This is a genomic window from Ruegeria sp. AK11 (assembly GCF_056541095.1).
In genome coordinates, this window is record NZ_JBQFXU010000013.1 from 18,886 (window position 1) to 35,607 (window position 16,722).

Annotated in this window: 15 protein-coding genes; 3 read left to right on the forward strand and 12 right to left on the reverse strand. The window is 55.9% G+C overall.

The features are described from left to right. Positions 1-4: 4 nt before the first annotated feature. The 5 genes from ACR0D9_RS18855 to ACR0D9_RS18875 form a co-directional block, all read right to left on the reverse strand. Positions 5-907, reverse strand: coding sequence for an ABC transporter permease subunit (locus ACR0D9_RS18855; protein ID WP_480488831.1), 903 nt, complete (start codon positions 905-907; stop codon positions 5-7). Beyond that, on the reverse strand, positions 907-1,914 hold the full coding sequence (locus ACR0D9_RS18860) for an ABC transporter permease subunit (protein WP_480477613.1): 1,008 nt from the start codon (positions 1,912-1,914) through the stop codon (positions 907-909). The genes ACR0D9_RS18855 and ACR0D9_RS18860 overlap by 1 nt, the downstream gene beginning before the upstream one ends. Next, the gene (locus ACR0D9_RS18865; protein ID WP_480539839.1) at positions 1,914-3,008 is read right to left on the reverse strand and encodes a M24 family metallopeptidase; all 1,095 of its coding nucleotides are present in this window, start codon (positions 3,006-3,008) and stop codon (positions 1,914-1,916) included. The genes ACR0D9_RS18860 and ACR0D9_RS18865 overlap by 1 nt, the downstream gene beginning before the upstream one ends. A 68-nt stretch (positions 3,009-3,076) precedes the next feature. Beyond that, positions 3,077-4,660 (reverse strand): ABC transporter substrate-binding protein, encoded by a 1,584-nt coding sequence (locus ACR0D9_RS18870; protein ID WP_480488827.1) that lies wholly within the window; start codon positions 4,658-4,660, stop codon positions 3,077-3,079. Between the two features lie 303 nt (positions 4,661-4,963). Then, positions 4,964-5,338 (reverse strand): hypothetical protein, encoded by a 375-nt coding sequence (locus ACR0D9_RS18875; RefSeq protein ID WP_480488825.1) that lies wholly within the window; start codon positions 5,336-5,338, stop codon positions 4,964-4,966. A gap of 492 nt (positions 5,339-5,830) precedes the next feature. Between ACR0D9_RS18875 and ACR0D9_RS18880 the strand changes: the two genes are divergently transcribed. From ACR0D9_RS18880 to ACR0D9_RS18890, 3 genes are read left to right on the forward strand one after another with little or no spacing between them, the layout of a single operon-like run. Continuing rightward, the gene (locus tag ACR0D9_RS18880; protein WP_480488824.1) at positions 5,831-7,015 is read left to right on the forward strand and encodes a M24 family metallopeptidase; all 1,185 of its coding nucleotides are present in this window, start codon (positions 5,831-5,833) and stop codon (positions 7,013-7,015) included. 3 nt (positions 7,016-7,018) lie between these two features. Continuing rightward, a complete protein-coding gene (gene argE, locus ACR0D9_RS18885) occupies positions 7,019-8,176 on the forward strand; it encodes an acetylornithine deacetylase (RefSeq protein WP_480539841.1) in 1,158 nt (385 codons plus the stop codon). 3 nt (positions 8,177-8,179) lie between these two features. After that, positions 8,180-9,058 (forward strand): DMT family transporter, encoded by an 879-nt coding sequence (locus tag ACR0D9_RS18890; RefSeq protein WP_480539843.1) that lies wholly within the window; start codon positions 8,180-8,182, stop codon positions 9,056-9,058. Between the two features lie 90 nt (positions 9,059-9,148). On the opposite strand, the gene ACR0D9_RS18895 is transcribed toward ACR0D9_RS18890, so the two are convergent. The 7 genes from ACR0D9_RS18895 to ACR0D9_RS18925 all read right to left on the reverse strand — a co-directional run bounded on the left by ACR0D9_RS18895 (position 9,149) and on the right by ACR0D9_RS18925 (position 16,671). Next, complete coding sequence (locus ACR0D9_RS18895; RefSeq protein ID WP_480488821.1) at positions 9,149-10,648, reverse strand: mannitol dehydrogenase family protein; 1,500 nt, start codon at positions 10,646-10,648, stop codon at positions 9,149-9,151. After that, complete coding sequence (locus tag ACR0D9_RS18900) at positions 10,648-11,421, reverse strand: L-iditol 2-dehydrogenase (RefSeq protein ID WP_480484639.1); 774 nt, start codon at positions 11,419-11,421, stop codon at positions 10,648-10,650. The genes ACR0D9_RS18895 and ACR0D9_RS18900 overlap by 1 nt, the downstream gene beginning before the upstream one ends. Beyond that, positions 11,418-12,422, reverse strand: coding sequence for an ABC transporter ATP-binding protein (locus ACR0D9_RS18905; RefSeq protein WP_480488819.1), 1,005 nt, complete (start codon positions 12,420-12,422; stop codon positions 11,418-11,420). The genes ACR0D9_RS18900 and ACR0D9_RS18905 overlap by 4 nt, the downstream gene beginning before the upstream one ends. A gap of 12 nt (positions 12,423-12,434) precedes the next feature. Then, entirely contained in the window at positions 12,435-13,265 is an 831-nt protein-coding gene (locus tag ACR0D9_RS18910; protein ID WP_480539845.1) for a carbohydrate ABC transporter permease, read from the reverse strand. Between the two features lie 12 nt (positions 13,266-13,277). Continuing rightward, positions 13,278-14,144, reverse strand: a complete 867-nt coding sequence (locus tag ACR0D9_RS18915; protein WP_480488815.1) for a carbohydrate ABC transporter permease — start codon at positions 14,142-14,144, stop codon at positions 13,278-13,280. Positions 14,145-14,250: 106 nt separating this feature from the next. After that, positions 14,251-15,552: an ABC transporter substrate-binding protein gene (locus tag ACR0D9_RS18920; protein ID WP_480484636.1), complete on the reverse strand. Its 1,302-nt coding sequence runs from the start codon at positions 15,550-15,552 to the stop codon at positions 14,251-14,253. 93 nt (positions 15,553-15,645) lie between these two features. Then, a complete protein-coding gene (locus tag ACR0D9_RS18925; protein ID WP_480488813.1) occupies positions 15,646-16,671 on the reverse strand; it encodes a LacI family DNA-binding transcriptional regulator in 1,026 nt (341 codons plus the stop codon). Positions 16,672-16,722 lie beyond the last annotated feature (51 nt).

Below are 16,722 nucleotides of genomic sequence, written 5' to 3' on the forward strand. Positions count from 1 at the left end.
GCGATCAGCTCCGTTTCAGTTTCGGGTCCAGCGCATCCCGCAACCCGTCACCCATCAGATTGATGGCAAGCACGGTGACCAGAATCGCGAGACCGGGGAAGGTTACAACCCACCATGCGCGCAGGATGAACTCGCGCGCTTCAGCCAGCATGGTGCCCCATTCCGGCGTGGGGGGCTGCGCGCCCATGCCCAGAAACCCAAGGGCCGCCGCGTCCAGAATGGCAGTCGAAAAAGACAGGGCCGCCTGCACGATGATTGGCGCCAGACAGTTGGGCAATACCGTGATGAACATCAGCCGCGACTTGCCAGCACCGGCCACACGGGCCGAGGTCACATAGTCTTTCTGCCGTTCCGCCAGAACCGACGCGCGGGTCAGGCGCACGTAATGCGGTTGAAACACGATGGCGATGGCGATCATCGCATTGGTCAGTGATGGGCCCAGAATGGCGACCAGAACAAGGGCAAGCAGCAGAGACGGGAAAGCCAGGACGATGTCCATCACCCGCATAATCAACGTATCAACCCATTTGGGCGCAAAACCCGACAGAAGGCCGACCATTACGCCGCCCGTTACGGCAACACAGACCACAACGATCCCCACAAAGAAGGAATAGCGTGAACCCATGATCAGCCGCGACAGCATATCCCTGCCCAAAGGATCGGTGCCCAACGGGAAGGCCCAGCTTCCGCCTTCCTGCCAGGCAGGGGGTTGCAGGATATGGTCCCGGAACTGTTCGGTCGGATCATAGGGGGCCAACAAAGGGGCAAAGGCCGCACAGAACACAAAGGCGGCAAAAACCCACAACCCGATCACGGCACCGCGGTTTTCGCTGAAATAGTACCAGAACTCTCGCAGTGCGCTGGGACGATTTTCGGCCATTGGCTGGTTCGACGAAAGCTCGGTCATCATCGTCTCCGGATTTTGGGGTTGATGATGCCGTACAAAACATCGACCAGCAGGTTCACCAGCATCACGATCACCGCGATCATCAGCAAACCCCCTTGCACCACCGGGTAATCCCTGCGGAAAATACTATCGACCATCCACTTGCCGATGCCCGGCCAGCTGAAGATGGTTTCAGTAAGAATTGCCCCCGCCAGCAACGTACCAACCGACAACCCGATCACCGTGACAACCGGTATCAGCGCGTTACGTAGCGCATGCAGCCCGTTTACCCGGGTCGGCGACAACCCTTTTGCACGTGCAGTGCGGATGTAATCCTCGCCCAGAACCTCCAGCATCGCCGACCGGGTCTGACGCGCGATCACTGCCAGCGGAATAGTACCCAGCACAATCGTCGGAAGGATCAGATGACGAACGGCCGACCCGAATGCGCCTTCCTGCCCGGACAAAAGACTGTCGATCAGCATAAAGCCAGTGACACTTGGGAAGTAATAAAGCAGGTCGATCCGACCGGACACCGGTGTCCAGCCAAGATTGCCCGAAAACACGATGATCAGCAGCAGCGCCCACCAGAAGATGGGCATCGAATACCCGACCAATGCCGAAGACATCAGTGCCCTGTCAAAAAACTTCCCCCGGTTCACCGCCGCAATCACACCGGCAGGCAGACCCAATGCGATGGCGAAGATCATGGCGCAGAGCGAAAGTTCCATTGTCGCGGGGAACAGCGAAAAGAACTCCTCCCAGACCGGTTTTTTTGTGACAAAGCTTTCGCCGAGATCGCCCTGCAAAACTCCGGCAAGGTATTCCCAGTATTGCTGCAACACCGGTTTGTCGAAACCCAGCTTTTCTACCATTTCCTGATAGCGTTCTTCAGTCATGCCACGCTCGCCGGCCATGACGATGATCGGATCACCCGGCAACACCCGGATGAACATGAATGAGATCAACGTCACGCCCAGAAAAGTCGGGACGAACAGGCCAATGCGGGTGAGTAAGTAACCAAACATCAGCGACCTATGACTGTAAGCTCTTTGGGGAAATGGGTCAGCGACCGGCAACCATCCACAGTGACAAGCACGTCATCTTCGATGCGAACGCCAAAACTTTCGAGCGCGTAGAGACCTGGTTCATTCGTCCAGACCATGCCCGGCAGAATTTTCTGGTGGTTTCCGCGCATGATATAAGGTGCCTCGTGCACATCCCGGCCAAGCCCGTGGCCCGTTTTGGTACGTATACGATCCGCAAATGGCGAGGCCTCGAGCACGCTGATGACCGCATCGTCGATGTCATGGGCCGTTGCACCCGGGCGGCAAGCTTCGAACCCGGCTTTGTTGGCGCGCAGAACGGTATCGTAGACTTCCCTACCCTCGTCCGATACGTCTTGAACAAAGAAGGTTCGCGTGATGTCAGCGGCAAAACCATCGTTGCAGGCGCCGAAATCGAACAGTAACGCGTCGCCTGCCCTGATCTGGTAGTCGCTGCGTGCTTTCCCATGCGGCCGTGCAGAGTTGTCGGCAGCCGCAACGATTGGCGAAAACGCCAGAGACTCGGCTCCTTCTGCAAACAGCGCCTGTATCAGGGCCTGCTCGACCTGTTTTTCAGTCTGACCGACGCGCACATCTGCAATCACACGACCCAGAGCACGTTCCGAGATATCGATGGCCGCCTGCATCGCAGCAATGTCTTCATCGGTTTTGATAATGCGCAGGCCCGAGATTTCGCGTTCACCGTCAACGATCCGCAAGTCCGGCATAGCACGTGTGAAAGCCACAGAGACAAAAACCCGCATCACCTGACCTTCCACCGCAAGAGAGCGGATCGGCATATGTGCGGCCAAAGCAGTAAACGCATCATCATAACCGGTCTGATCGCGCCAATCGAAAACAGCGCCCTCGAACCCTACAAGATCCCATGGCGCCAGTTCCAGATTGGGCACAATCGCTGCGGCCTGTCCCTCAGCCGGGACAATAACCACGAAAGGCCGCTCGTGGCTCATGAAAGCTTTTCCCAAAGCGCGGGTGAAGTTCGGGCCAGGCACAAGAGCTACTGCGTCGACTGACAGGTCCCGTGCCAGTTGACGATATTCGGACAGATCCGGCATTCAGGCCGACCTCCTCAATAAGAAAGCCGGAGCCGCCAAACAGGCGGCTCCGGTGAGTGAGTGGTGGCTTACTCGACGCTCACACCATAGAAGATGTGGCCGCCCAGCGGGTGCACTTTGTAGCCTTGCACCTTGTTGCTCATCGGCATGAATACAACCGAGTGAGCAATGGTTGCCCATGGGGCCTGCTCTTTGAACACGACCTGCGCTTCTTCATACAGCTTGGTCCGCTCGGCCTGATCGGTGCTTTGCTTGGCTTTCAGGATCAGATCCTCGAACGGCTGGTGGCACCATTGTGCACGGTTAGATGCTTCGACCCCGTCACAGCCCAGCAGAACGGCCAGGAAGTTGTCCGGATCGCCGTTATCCCCGGTCCAGCCCAGCAAAACAGCACCATCGCGGTTCAGTTCTTTCGAGCGTGACAGGTATTCGCCCCATTCGTATGAGACGATTTCGACGCCCACACCAACCTTGGCAAAATCCGCCTGGATCAGCTCGGCCATGCGGCGGGCATTGGGGTTATAGGGGCGCTGAACAGGCATCGCCCAGATCTTCATCGACAAGTCCGAGACACCTTCGGCATCAAGCATGGCCTTGGCCGCTTCGGGATCATAGGCATCGTCCACAATAGCGTCGTTATAGCCCCACATGGTTGGCGGGATCGGGTTCTTGGCAGCCTGGCCCGAGCCCTGGAAAACCACGTCGATGATCGCCTGTTTGTCGATCGCCATGTTCAACGCTTTGCGAACCTTGGGGTTGTCGAACGGCGCCATCGTGGTGTTGTAAGCCAGATACCCGACGTTCAGCCCTTCCTGCTCCATCATGTTGATGTCTGCATCATCCTTCATCGCCTGAATGTCAGCCGGGTTCGGGTAAGGCATCACATGGCATTCGCCAGCCTTCAGCTTCTGGTAGCGAACAGACGCGTCCGGCGTAATGGCAAAGATCAGGTTTTCGACCTGCGCCGGTTCCTTCCAGTAGTCGCCATTGGCCGCATAGCGGATCACCGCGTCTTTCTGGTAGGCCACGAACGAGAAAGGCCCGGTCCCGATGGGCGCGGTATTCAGTTTTTCAGGCGTTCCGGCAGCCATCATAGCATCGCCATATTCGGCTGACATGATCGAAGCAAAATCCATCGCCATGTTCGCAACAAAGGGTGCCTCTGGCTTGGACAGGGTGAACTTCACCGTGTAGTCATCAATCTTCTCGATAGAAGAGACCAGATCCGGCATCCCCATACCCTGGAAGTATTCCCACGTGCCGCCAGACACTTGGTTATAGGGGTGGTTCTCGTCCTTTTGGCGCATGAACGAAAAGATTACGTCATCAGCGTTGAAGTCTCGGGTCGGGGTGAATTCGTCATTCGAATGGAATTTAACACCCTGGCGCAGCTTGAACGTGTATTCCAGGCCATCATCACTGGCCTCGACACTTTCAGCCAGACCGGGGATCACATTGGTTGTACCGGTTTCGAATTCAAGCAACCGGTTATAAATGGGATGCGACGAGGCATCAAAGGTAGTCCCTGCGGTAAACAGTGCAGGGTCAAACCCCTCGGGTGAACCTTCGGAACAATACACCAGGGTATTTGCCTGTGCCACGGCACCCGACAGGGCTATTGCCGTGGTTGCGGCCAGAAGATTGAGTTTCATGATTTTCTCCCAGAAATGGACTTGGCAAGACAATCGCAGGGCTCTTTGTCGTCAGAGCGTTCAGTGACAATACAGGTCGTTGCGATATCCCTGACAAATGTATCCAAAATACAAAACCTGTTGTCAACCGGCTCTGTCACTGACTTTCGTGAAAGATTCCTGTTGCCAGGGCGTGTCTTGAACCTGAAAGCGCCCTGCCCCAAGGAAATCACGAAGGGCAACACTTACATTCCACTGGGCCCGGCGGTTTGGCCACAGATATCGACTGTCATTGACCCGAAGTCATTCAGGTAAGAAAGGAATCTAACTTTGACCGTTAGCTGATGAAGCATCCTTGCGCATATCGCGAATGCAATCGTAGCCCAGCCAGAATAAGACTGTCAGTGCAACCAGAAATACGTAGGGAAGCAGCGAGATATGCATAACCAACACGCCATAGAACATGGCGGCGTACGCAGCGATTTGGACTATCACCAACAAACCCCACGCAACCATTCCCCAAAGATTGCGCGCTTTCCTCTGACCGGCCGAGTTGCGCAGGCTCTGACACTCTGCCTCGTTCACCACAGGGGACGCGGCACGCGTTGAATTGAGAATGCCGTTGGTGTCGAGCGCGCTGGATCGACATGCATCGAAACAAGGGGCCGCCTCTCGACAGGTGGGCGCAGTGTGTAGCATTGATTGAGTCCTTGGACATCTGGGGTTTGGCAGCGAGCCTTCACTGTGCCCCAAGACACCGACCCCCTGCACCATGCCGCGCGCGAGATCAGGTTCCACCGTTGCCGTCTTGCAATCATATCCAGCGGAGAAATGCCGATCCTCGCTCAGGCGCAGCATAAAACCGCACAAATAGTCGATTGGCCCGCGAAAACCGCGATCAGATGAGGTCTGAAGAAATTTCTCATGACCCTCGGTGGCTCATGACTTTTGGCGCGGTTTCGGAAACGCACTAACCGCCGAACAGGGACTTCGCATGCTTCCAGCGCTCTATTCTACTGCGTCCTTCGATGCTGAGGGCGAATACCCTGTACCCGTACCATGATCTCCTCGTTAGATAACCCATTAACTTCTAATAGGGGTTTCGGTTCAGGTATCGCTTACAAGTTCATTTGTGTACAAATTGGAAAGATTGCGCTCAAGTACGTGTCATATCCAGCCTCCGAGGATGCCATGCCGATTGAACACGCCCCCTTCAGCCAAGCGGAATATGACCGCAGGATCGCCAAGACCCGAAGCGCTATGGAAAAAGCGGGGCTAGAGCTACTGTTTGTCACCGACCCTTCGAACCAGGCTTGGCTGACTGGCTATGATGGTTGGTCCTTTTACGTGCATCAGGGCGTATTGCTCGGCATGGAAGGTGAGCCGATTTGGTGGGGACGCCAGATGGATGCATTGGGTGGGTTGCGCACATGCTGGATGTCCAGGGATAACATTCGCGGCTATGCAGACCACTACGTTCAATCAACCATACGCCATCCCATGCAGGATCTGGCTGGCCACATTCGCGCACTCGGGCTGAGCACCGCCCGCATCGGCGTTGAGATGGAGAACTATTACTATTCCGCAAAGGCACACGAGGTTTTGGGCAAGGAATTGCCCGAAGCGACGCTGGTGGATGCGACGGCACTTGTGAACTGGCAGCGTCTGATCAAGTCGGAAGAAGAAATTGTCTTTATTAGAAAGGCGGCCCGGATTTCCGAAAAAGTAATCCAAACGGCCATTGATCGCGCCGCGGTGGGCGTGCGCAAGAACGACCTTGTCGCAGATATCCTTCATGCCGGGATTACCGGGGTTGAGGATGATTGGGGGGATTACCCGGCCATTGTCCCTTTGACACCCTCAGGGCTGGATGCCACTGCCGCGCACCTGACATGGAATGGCGCGCCGATGAAAGAAGGTGAGGCAACATTTTTCGAACTATCAGGCTGCTATCGGCGGTACCACGCTCCGCTTTGCCGCACGGTATTTCTTGGCACTCCGCCGCCAGAAATGCGGGACGCGGAACGCGCGCAGATCGAAGGGATAGCGGCGGGTTTAGAGGCTGCACGGGCTGGCAATCGGACAAGCGACATTGCAACCGCTTTTCTTAAGGTTCTTGCCCGTCACGGACTCGAACGGGAGGGGCGCATGGGATACCCTATCGGCCTGAGCTATCCGCCAGATTGGGGCGAACGGACAGCGTCGATCCGCGCCGAAGACGAGACCATTCTGCAACCGGGCATGGTTTTCCATTTCATGCCTGCGCTATGGATGGACAGCTGGGGGCTTGAGACCACGGAAACCATTCTTATCACTGAAAACGGCCCCGCCGAAGCCCTGTGCAATATCGAGCGAAAGCTCTTTGTGAAAGACTAAGCCTTGAGCACCCTCGAAGACGCCAAGACCCTGCTGGGCGAACTGATCAGCTTCCCCACGGTTTCGTCAGACAGCAACCTGGACATGATCAAACACCTCGCGGACCGGTTGAGCGATTGCGGTGCAGAGGTTGAAATATGGCATGATGAAACCGGCACCAAAGCCAATCTTTTTGCCACATTGGGCCCAAAGCGCGACGGTGGTATCGTTCTGTCAGGCCATTCCGATGTAGTGCCTGTCGCCGATCAGGACTGGTCCTCGGACCCGCTCGTGATGGAGGAGCGGGACGGCAAGTGGTTTGGGCGCGGAACCTGCGATATGAAAGGGTTTATAGCGGCGGCAGTCGTCATGGCCCCGTATTACGCAAAGCTGGACCTTCAGCGCCCGGTGCATTTTGCCTTTACCTATGATGAAGAAATCGGCTGTTTTGGCGCGCAGGCTTTGGCCAAGACCCTGCGGGAGAAAGCGATCAAACCCGCTGTGGTCATCATCGGCGAGCCCACCTCGATGCGCATCATCGAAGGCCATAAGGGTTGCTATGAATATACAGCGCATTTTACCGGGTTCGAAGGCCATGGCTCGGCCCCCGAGCGCGGCGTTAACGCAGTCGAATACGCGGTGCAATACGTGTCGAAACTGCTGGCGCTGAAGGCTGATTTGCAAGGGCGAGCACCGGCAAACAGCCCGTTCGACCCGCCATGGACAACAATCAATACCGGTACGTTGGTGGGCGGGGTGGCCCATAATGTGATCCCCGGTAAGGCGCGGGTCGATTGGGAGATGCGACCAGTGCAAAAGGCGGATGCGGATTACGTCAAAGACGAACTGCACCGGTTTTGCGCGCAAACCCTGATCCCGGCAATGCAGACTGTTCATCCCGGTGCCGGTATCAAGACCGAAGTAATCGGTGAGGTCGACGGGCTGGAGCCAATGGACGAGAACGAGGCGCGTGACCTTGTGATGGAACTGACAGGGGCAAATGGCGCCGACGTTGTACCTTTCGGCACCGAGGCCGGGATATTCCAGCAGTTGGGGATGAGCGTCGTTGTCTGCGGCCCCGGATCAATCGATCAGGCGCATAAACCTGATGAATACGTCTCGGTCGACCAGATGGCCCAATGCCTTGATATGCTTGGGCGATTATCTTCGAAGCTGGAATAGATGATGACCTCGGCCCGCGCGGTATCGATATTCTGGTTGGGTGCACCGGTTCTGTTCGTGCTGTTCTGGGCGGGTGGCTACAGCTTTGCCAAGCTGGGGCTGCCCTATGTGGAACCTATGACCATGCTTGCGATCCGTTATGGTCTGGCTGTTCTGTGTCTTCTGCCGCTGCTGGCGGTGTTCCGCCCTGCCCTGCCGCGTGATCCGGCGCACTGGGCCGCTATGGCGGCAAGTGGGTTTCTTATTCAGTGTGTTTATTTCGGTCTGGCCTATCAGGCGATGAAACAGGGGTTGGGTGCCGGCACCACTGCCATCGTGATGGCCTTGCAGCCCGCCCTTGTCGCCGCCTTCTCTCCGTTGGTCGGAGAAGCGCGTGGACGGCCCGTGATGAGGGTTGGCCTGGCGCTGGGTTTTGCGGGGGTTGCAATCAGCGTCTTTGACAAGACCAGCGCAGTGCCTCTTTCCGCCGGGCTGCTTGCGGTTAGTGCATTGGTCGGCCTGACCGCCGCCACTTTGCTGGAAAAACGTCACGGGCGGCGCAGCGACCCAGTGTTGGGTGCTGCTGTTCAATATGTGATCGGATTTGCCGTGCTGCTTCCCATCGCAATGGCGACCGAAACGATGGAAGTCACCTGGCATCCAAACCTGATCCTTTCCCTTGCGTATCTGGTCATCGCCAATTCCCTGATCTCGATCAGCCTCTATGTCGCACTTGTTCAGCGCGGCGACGCGACCCGCGTGTCCACATTGCTTTACCTTGTCACACCTTTGGCAATTGCACTGGCCTGGATGATCCTGGGCGAGCCGGTCACCTGGCGCATCGCCCTTGGCTTCGCTCTCTGCCTCGCAGGCGTATATATCGTGCGGAAATCCAAAGATTGACGCCTATGGCAGTTTTCGATCGGACAACCGGAAATTCAAAGCCTGCGACCAGTTCTATAATGGAAACCACCTGAACCGAGATCACATCCGTCAGGAAAGCGCATTCAGATAGCTTTTGATCGTCGTCCGGCTTCCGTGCTGCCAAATCCGTGGCAACCAGCGTATGAAGGCTTCTGCGAACTGGGCTTCACGGCCAGTACTTCCGTATAGGTTTGCTGCCTCAAGCCACTTTTCGGGCTGTTCCCTGGCGGTAAGGGCCGCACTCTGCAAATCGCTCCAGATGGGATCATTGGGCGCAATCTCTGATCCGTCCTCACGCAGACCGGCGCACATCCGGCACCAGAAAGCTTCAACGAGCGCCAGCCCGGTGACAGATGTACCCGAGGCCAGTGCATCGCGAAGGGACGGGAGCAAGAATCCGGGGTGTCGTGCAGACCCATCAAAGGCCACGCGCCGCGTGGTGTCATGAATAGCCGTGTTCGAAAACCTACGTTTGACCAGATCCAGATACTGTTCAGGCGTCATCCCGGGAACCGCACTGGCATGAGGGAGAATTTCTTCGGTCTGGACTTTCAGAAAGAATGCCGAAATCTCCCGGTCGTTCATGCAGTCCGCGATTGTGGGGATGTTCAGAACCTCGCCCACATTCGCCAGAATTTGGTGCCCGCCGTTCAGAATGCGCAGTTTCAGGGTTTCAAATGCGTGCACGTCTTTGGTGATCGTTACGCCGACTTTCTCCAACATCGGCCGCCCGGCGCAGAAATCATCTTCAATCACCCATTGGCGGAAATTCTCGTGTGACACCGGAACGCTGTCTTCAATTCCTTGGGCGCGGGTCTGGGATCGGACATGATCAGTGGTGGCGGGGACAATGCAATCCACCATCGAATTCGGAAACGCCCCGTTCTGATCGATCCAATCCGCAAGATCAGGGTCCGTAAGGCGCGCCAGTTCAACAACGCAATTGCGCAGGATGGTACCGTTGCCCTGAAGGTTGTCACAGCTTAATGCCGTAAAGGGCAGATGTCCGGCAGAACGGCGATTGCCAAGTGCTGCCACTATGGCACCAAAGACCGTGCGAGGCTGTTGCGGGTTTTGCACGTCGTGTCGAATATCATCGTGGTCCACGTCGAAAGCACCCGACTTGGCATCCAGAAAATAGCCGCCTTCAGTAACGGTAAGGGACACGATCCGAATGGCGGGATCGGACATTTTCCTGATCAGAGGTGCATTTCGGGGTTCAATGGGCAGATAGTCGATCAACGGGCCGATGACTTCGGCAGAAACACCGGACGGGTCAAGCTCGATCAAAGTTGTCAGACAGTCTTGCCCAATCAGCTTTTCGCGCATGTCCGCGTCATAGGCCCGAACGCCCGCCCCGATGATCGCCCAGTCGAGGGCCAACCCTTTTTGCATCAGCCTGTGTATGTACCATGCCTGATGCGCACGGTGAAAATTCCCAAGCCCAATATGAACAATTCCAGGGGTCAGGTCTTCACGCCGGTATCCGGGTATTTTGACATCCGCAGGAAGCGATCCGAGGCGTTCGAGGCACAGCTCTACCGGTGTTATGTCCGCCAAAGGGGTCATCAGCTCATCCAGTTTCCGCCATCGACATTGTAAGTCTGGGCCACGATGTATTCCGCTTCATCAGACGCCAAAAACACCGCTATCCCGGTTAAATCCTCGGCCCGTCCCATACGGCCGAACGGTACCGCTGATGCAACTTCACGCTTCTTCTGCCCCGGTTTTTTATTTTCGTACTTCGCAAAGAAGGCGTCGACGCCGTCCCAATGCTCTCCATCAACAACACCGGGCGAGATCGCATTCACATTTATCCCGTGAGCGATCAGATTGAGCCCCGCTGACTGCGTCAAAGATATTACGGCAGCCTTGCTGGCGCAGTAAACGGCGACCAAAGGTTCGCCACGCCGACCAGCCTGTGAGGCCAGATTTATGATCCGGCCTTTGACATTGGCGTCGATCATGTGCCGCGCAACGGTCTGCATTGTAAACAAGGTGCCCGAAACATTGATATCAAAAACGCGCTGGTAATCGGAGCGGTCGATTTCGATGATTGGCGCTGCTGAGAAAACGGCAGCATTGTTGATCAGAATGTCAATCTGGCCGAACTGATCCACTGCGCGCGCAACAGCAATGTCGATGCTGTCCTGATCAACAACATTCATTTCGACCGCCATTGCAGCGTCACCGATTTCCGAGGCTGCGGATTGCGCCCGCGCGAAATCTATGTCGGCAATGGCCACACGCGCACCTTCGGCGACGTAAGCTTTTGCGAAGGCCAGCCCGATTCCACGCGCAGCACCAGTGATAAGCGCGGTTTTTCCGTCCAGTCGCTTCATTCGATCCGCAGCCCTTGCGCGTCAAAACGATGAAGCACGTCGGCACGTGGTGACAGGTAGATGCGGTCGCCATGCCTAAATCCAACCTCTCCGTCTGCTCGCACCGTGATTGTTTCCGCCAGACCGGTTTCATGTATGTGGAAAAACGTATCTGATCCAAGATGCTCGGACACGCCTACAACACCGCTCCAGGTTCCGTCGCTCTCGGACACAGCAATATGTTCGGGGCGGATGCCGATTGTATGTGCGCCGTGTTTTGCAGCTTCTTCGCCTTCGATAAAGTTCATCCTGGGCGAACCGATGAACCCGGCGACAAAAAGGTTTCGTGGCGTACGATACAGGTCCAGCGGGCTTCCGACCTGCTCGATCACACCAGCCTGAAGCACGACGATCTTGTCGGCCATCGTCATTGCTTCAACCTGATCATGGGTCACATAGATCATGGTGGTCGCCAGCCGTTCGTGCAACTCGCTGATCTCCAACCGCATGCCAACGCGCAGCGCAGCGTCCAGGTTGGACAGCGGCTCATCGAACAAGAACGCTGCGGGTTCACGGACAATGGCACGCCCGATAGCAACGCGCTGACGCTGGCCACCGGACAGCTGGCCGGGGCGGCGATCCAGATAGTCGGTCAGGTTCAGAACCTGCGCGGCCCCTTTCACACGTTTGTCGATTTCGGCCTGATCCAGTTTTGCCATGCGCAAGGGAAAGGCGATGTTCTTGCGAACGGACATGTGCGGATACAAGGCATAGGACTGGAACACCATCGCCAGACCGCGTTTTGCGGGTGGTACGTTTGTCGCGTCGGCCCCGTCAATGTCGATGGAACCTGACGTGATGTCCTCCAACCCCGCAATCAGACGCAGCAAAGTGGACTTGCCGCAACCCGATGGCCCGACGAACACCGTGAACTCTCCGTCTTCGATGGTCAGATCCAGTGGCGGGATAACCTGTACGTCGCCAAAGCTTTTGGTCACGGACCTGAGTTGAATACGTCCCATGATAAGTTTTCCTTATTTCACAGCGCCAAAAGTCAGGCCGCGGACAAGTTGTTTCTGGCTAAACCAGCCAAGGATCAGGATCGGTGCAATCGCCATTGTCGAAGCCGCGCTGAGCTTGGCAAAGAACAGGCCCTCGGGGCTGGAATAGCTGGCGATAAATGCGGTCAGCGGGGCCGCGTCAACGGCTGTCAGGTTGAGGGTCCAGAACGCCTCGTTCCAGGCAAGAATGAAGTTCAGCAAAACAGTCGAAGCGATGCCCGGAACAGCCATGGGTGTCAGGATGTGCAGGATTTCCTCTTTCAGTGTCGCCCCGTCCATCCGTGCGGCTTCAAGGATTTCACCGGGAATTTCACGGAAGTAGGTGTAGAGCATCCAGACGATGATCGGCAAGTTGATCAGCATCAACACGACGACCAATCCACCTCGTGTATCAAGCAGCCCCAGACGGATGAACAGCAGGTAGATCGGGTAAAGGACACCGACTGCCGGCAACATCTTGGTAGAGAGCATCCAAAGCAGAATGTCCTTTGTACGTTTCGAAGGAACAAACGCCATTGCCCATGCTGCCGGTACGGCAATGATCACACCCAACAGGGTTGACCCACCTGCAATGATGACCGAGTTCCAAAGGAAACGCATGTAATTCGAGCGTTCCTGCACGATAGCATAGTTCTCGAGCGTCCAGTCGAAGTTCAGGAACAGTGGCGGGCTTGCGATAGCCTGTGCTTCGGTTTTGAAGCTGGTCAGGATGGTCCAGAGGATCGGGAAAAAGATCAGCAGACCGACGGCCCAGGCCAGGGCAGTGTTCAGCGACTTGCGTTGGATTGTAACGGTGCGGGCCATGGTTTTACCTCTTCACGCGTCCAGGTTCTTGCCGACGATGCGCATCAGGAAGACCGCAACGATATTGGCGAGAATGATCGCATAGACACCTCCGGCTGATCCGAGACCGACATTCTGGCTTTCCAAAACGCGCTGGAAGATCAGGTAGGTGAGTGTACGGGTGCCGAACGCGCCACCGGTGGTGACGAAAATCTCGGCAAAGATCGAAAGCAGAAAGATTGTCTGGATCAGGATTACGATTGTGATTGCACGGCTCAGGTGCGGCAGAATGATGTGGTAGAACCGCTTGAGCGGCGGTGCGCCATCCATTTCAGCAGCTTCCAGTTGCTCACTATCCAGCGACTGAATTGCAGTCAAAAGGATCAGTGTCGCAAATGGCAACCATTGCCACGACACGATCATGATAATCGAAGTCATTGAAGCTTCGGACAACCACGAGACCGGTTCAGCCCCGAAAAAACGCCACAGATGGGCCAGCAACCCGTTGACCGGGTCCATGAACATGTTTTTCCAGACCAGAGCTGACACAGTCGGCATAACAAAGAATGGTGCAATAACGAGGATGCGCACCACCCCCTGGCCCCACATCGGTTGATCTAAAAGCATCGCCAGCAGGATGCCCAGTAGGACCGTAATCGCCAACACGCCGATAACAATGACAAGCGTTGCCTGTACCGCAGGCCAAAACGAACTGGACGAAACAAACCGGATATAGTTGTCGAAACCCACCCATCCGAGATCACCGCCCCGCAAGGGAAGGTATTTCTTGAAGGAAAAATACAGGGTCATCGTCAGCGGCACGAGCATCCAGCCAAGCAGCAGCACCACTGCGGGTGCCATCATCAGGCGTGCAACTGATCTGGAATGTTGAGTTGCCATTGTGCAAGACCTCTCTGTTCAGGCGTAAGGCAGCCTGCGAGAAAAACACGAATTGTGGAAGTGGGAGCAGGGGGCAGAAGGTCTGCCCCCCGCTGGGAAGGTTGCCTCAGTACCCTGCGGCTTCCATCTCTTCTGCTGTGAAGGCCTGCGCTTTGGCAAGCGCCTCATCCACCGTTTGCTGTCCGGCATAGACGGCCGAGAACTCCTGGCTGACTTGCGTGGCGATACCTGCAAATTCCGGAATTGCCGCAAACTGAACGCCAACATAAGGCACCGGCTTCACTGTCGGGTTGCTTGGATCGGCAGACAGGATCGAGTTCAACGTCATCTGAGCGAATGGAACTTCCTGATAGTTAGGGTTTTCGTACAGCGATTTGCGCGCACCCGGCGGCACGTTCGCCCAACCTTCGGCTGCGGCAACCAGTTCAATATAGTCCTTGGACGTGGCCCACTCGATGAATTGTTTGGCTGCATCCTGTTTTTGTGTGCCCGCTGGAATGGCCAGCGCCCAGGCCCAGAGCCAGTTGGACCGCTTGCCCAAACCGGTGTCTGGCGCAAGAGCAAAGCCAACGTGATCCGCCACTGTCGAGTCGTTGGGGTTGGTCACGAAAGAGGCTGCAACTGTCGCATCGATCCACATGCCGCACTTGCCCTGCTGGAACAGCGACAGGTTTTCATTGAAGCCGTTGGTGGCATATCCGGCCGGTCCGGATTCCGACATCATTCCAACGTAGAAATTCAGCGTTTCAGCCCATTCGGGCTGGTCGAATTGCGGCTTCCAGTCTTCGTCAAACCAACGTGCACCAAACGAGTTGGACATGGCCGTAATGAACGCACCACCTTCACCCCAACCTGCCTTACCACGCAGGCAGATGCCGTTGATGTCGTTGTCACGATCGGTCATGGCAGCCGCAGCTTCACGGATGAATTGCCATGTAGGTGCTTCGGGCATTTCCAGACCGGCCTTTTCCATCAGGTCGGTGCGGTACATGATCATCGAGCTTTCGCCATAAAACGGCGCAGCGTAAAGCGTGCCATCATGGCTCAACCCGCCTGCCATCGCAGGCAGCAGATCACCAACATCATATTCATCGGACAAACCGTCCAGCGGTACCAGCCAGCCGTTCGCGCCCCAGATCGGAGTTTCGTACATGCCGATGGTCATGATATCGAACTGACCGCCCTTGGTCGTGATGTCGGTGGTCACGCGCTGACGCAGTACGTTTTCTTCAAGCGTCACCCACTCGACATCGATGCCGGTCGCTTTAGAGAAATCGTCTGTGTAGCCCTGCATCCGGATCATGTCGCCATTGTTGACGGTCGCGATCGTGATGGTTTCCGCTTGGGCTGCTGCCGTAGCGACGAAAGTCAACGCAGTCGCCGCACGAAGTGCGTTCTTCAAATACATCCCTGTCCTCCCTGAGCTTGGATGCTGTACAGAGACCCTAGTTTATAAATTGTCGCGGCGTCAATAATAACTTTACGCGCGTTAAGTTTTAATTCACGCGGATTCTCTCAAGACAAGCCGCGCAGGAAACAGAGTCTCCGTCCGGTCGTCAAATTTTCCGCCGCTTTCAATGAGTTCAAACAAGGTATCCACACTGCGCCCAGCCACGTTGTCATAATCATGCGCAGCTGTTGTCAGCGATGGGCAGGTAAATTTTGCAAAGGGGTGGTCGTCATTTGATGCGACACGGAGTGAGCAATCTTCCTTTCGCCCAACCCGAATCCCCTGCTCATAACAGGCTGCCAGAAATCCGATCGCAAGACGGTCATTGCTGCACAAAACCGAGTTCGTCCTGAGAGCACCTTTCTCCAACACTCTCAAAGCACCCTGATGCCCGATCTCTTCAAACGCCCAGCCTTCACCATCGATTTTTATGACATGGGGTTCGAACCCCAGACGTTCCATAACCTCAATATATGCCTTGCGTCGCTTGTTGGCGTTTGGGTTTGCTGGCGTGCGCATTTCAAAGAAAGACGGAGGTTCACCCGTCCGGGTCATGTATTCCACGGTTTGGGAAACAAAACTGAAATTGTCCGACCCTATAAAGGCTGCACCCAAACCTTCGAGGTTGCTGTCAAACAGAACTGTTGGCACCTCGGCACAAAATTTCTCGATGTGAGCTCGGTCCGACCCGCGCCCCAAAGGAGCAAACAGTACTCCGGCCGGCTTGAGCGACCGCAGGCTGTCGAGTATATCGTTCTCGAGTTCCTGCTCACCGTGCGAGCTGAAAAGAGATGGACGATACCCGGCGACAATACAACTCTGCTCAAGGTATCTGGCCATCTCGGCGAAAAATGGATCGGCAAGATAGGGAACAACGATACCGATATTCTTGGTCAGCTTTCGGTTCTGGTTCACCGCATAGATATTTGGACGGTAATCGAACTTTTCCAATGCTTCTTCGATACGCGCCCGCGTAGAGGAACGAACGCTTTCCGGGTCGTGGAAATATTTGGAAACCGTTGGCCGAGAAATCCCGCTCAGGGCCGCGAACTCCTCCATATTTCTTATTTTTACCATACCTACCCGCTTGCGGAACTCTTTTGCTTTGACCTTACATCTTCTTTACGC

Bases quoted from the DNA above. Each gene is read 5' to 3' on its own strand.
- ACR0D9_RS18855 (WP_480488831.1), bottom strand. From the start codon at position 907: ATGACCGAGCTTTCGTCGAACCAGCCAATGGCCGAAAATCGTCCCAGC.
- ACR0D9_RS18860 (WP_480477613.1), bottom strand. From the start codon at position 1,914: ATGTTTGGTTACTTACTCACCCGCATTGGCCTGTTCGTCCCGACTTTT.
- ACR0D9_RS18865 (WP_480539839.1), bottom strand. From the start codon at position 3,008: ATGCCGGATCTGTCCGAATATCGTCAACTGGCACGGGACCTGTCAGTC.
- ACR0D9_RS18870 (WP_480488827.1), bottom strand. From the start codon at position 4,660: ATGAAACTCAATCTTCTGGCCGCAACCACGGCAATAGCCCTGTCGGGT.
- ACR0D9_RS18875 (WP_480488825.1), bottom strand. From the start codon at position 5,338: ATGCTACACACTGCGCCCACCTGTCGAGAGGCGGCCCCTTGTTTCGAT.
- ACR0D9_RS18880 (WP_480488824.1), top strand. From the start codon at position 5,831: ATGCCGATTGAACACGCCCCCTTCAGCCAAGCGGAATATGACCGCAGG.
- ACR0D9_RS18890 (WP_480539843.1), top strand. From the start codon at position 8,180: ATGACCTCGGCCCGCGCGGTATCGATATTCTGGTTGGGTGCACCGGTT.
- ACR0D9_RS18895 (WP_480488821.1), bottom strand. From the start codon at position 10,648: ATGACCCCTTTGGCGGACATAACACCGGTAGAGCTGTGCCTCGAACGC.
- ACR0D9_RS18900 (WP_480484639.1), bottom strand. From the start codon at position 11,421: ATGAAGCGACTGGACGGAAAAACCGCGCTTATCACTGGTGCTGCGCGT.
- ACR0D9_RS18905 (WP_480488819.1), bottom strand. From the start codon at position 12,422: ATGGGACGTATTCAACTCAGGTCCGTGACCAAAAGCTTTGGCGACGTA.
- ACR0D9_RS18910 (WP_480539845.1), bottom strand. From the start codon at position 13,265: ATGGCCCGCACCGTTACAATCCAACGCAAGTCGCTGAACACTGCCCTG.
- ACR0D9_RS18915 (WP_480488815.1), bottom strand. From the start codon at position 14,144: ATGGCAACTCAACATTCCAGATCAGTTGCACGCCTGATGATGGCACCC.
- ACR0D9_RS18920 (WP_480484636.1), bottom strand. From the start codon at position 15,552: ATGTATTTGAAGAACGCACTTCGTGCGGCGACTGCGTTGACTTTCGTC.
- ACR0D9_RS18925 (WP_480488813.1), bottom strand. From the start codon at position 16,671: ATGGTAAAAATAAGAAATATGGAGGAGTTCGCGGCCCTGAGCGGGATT.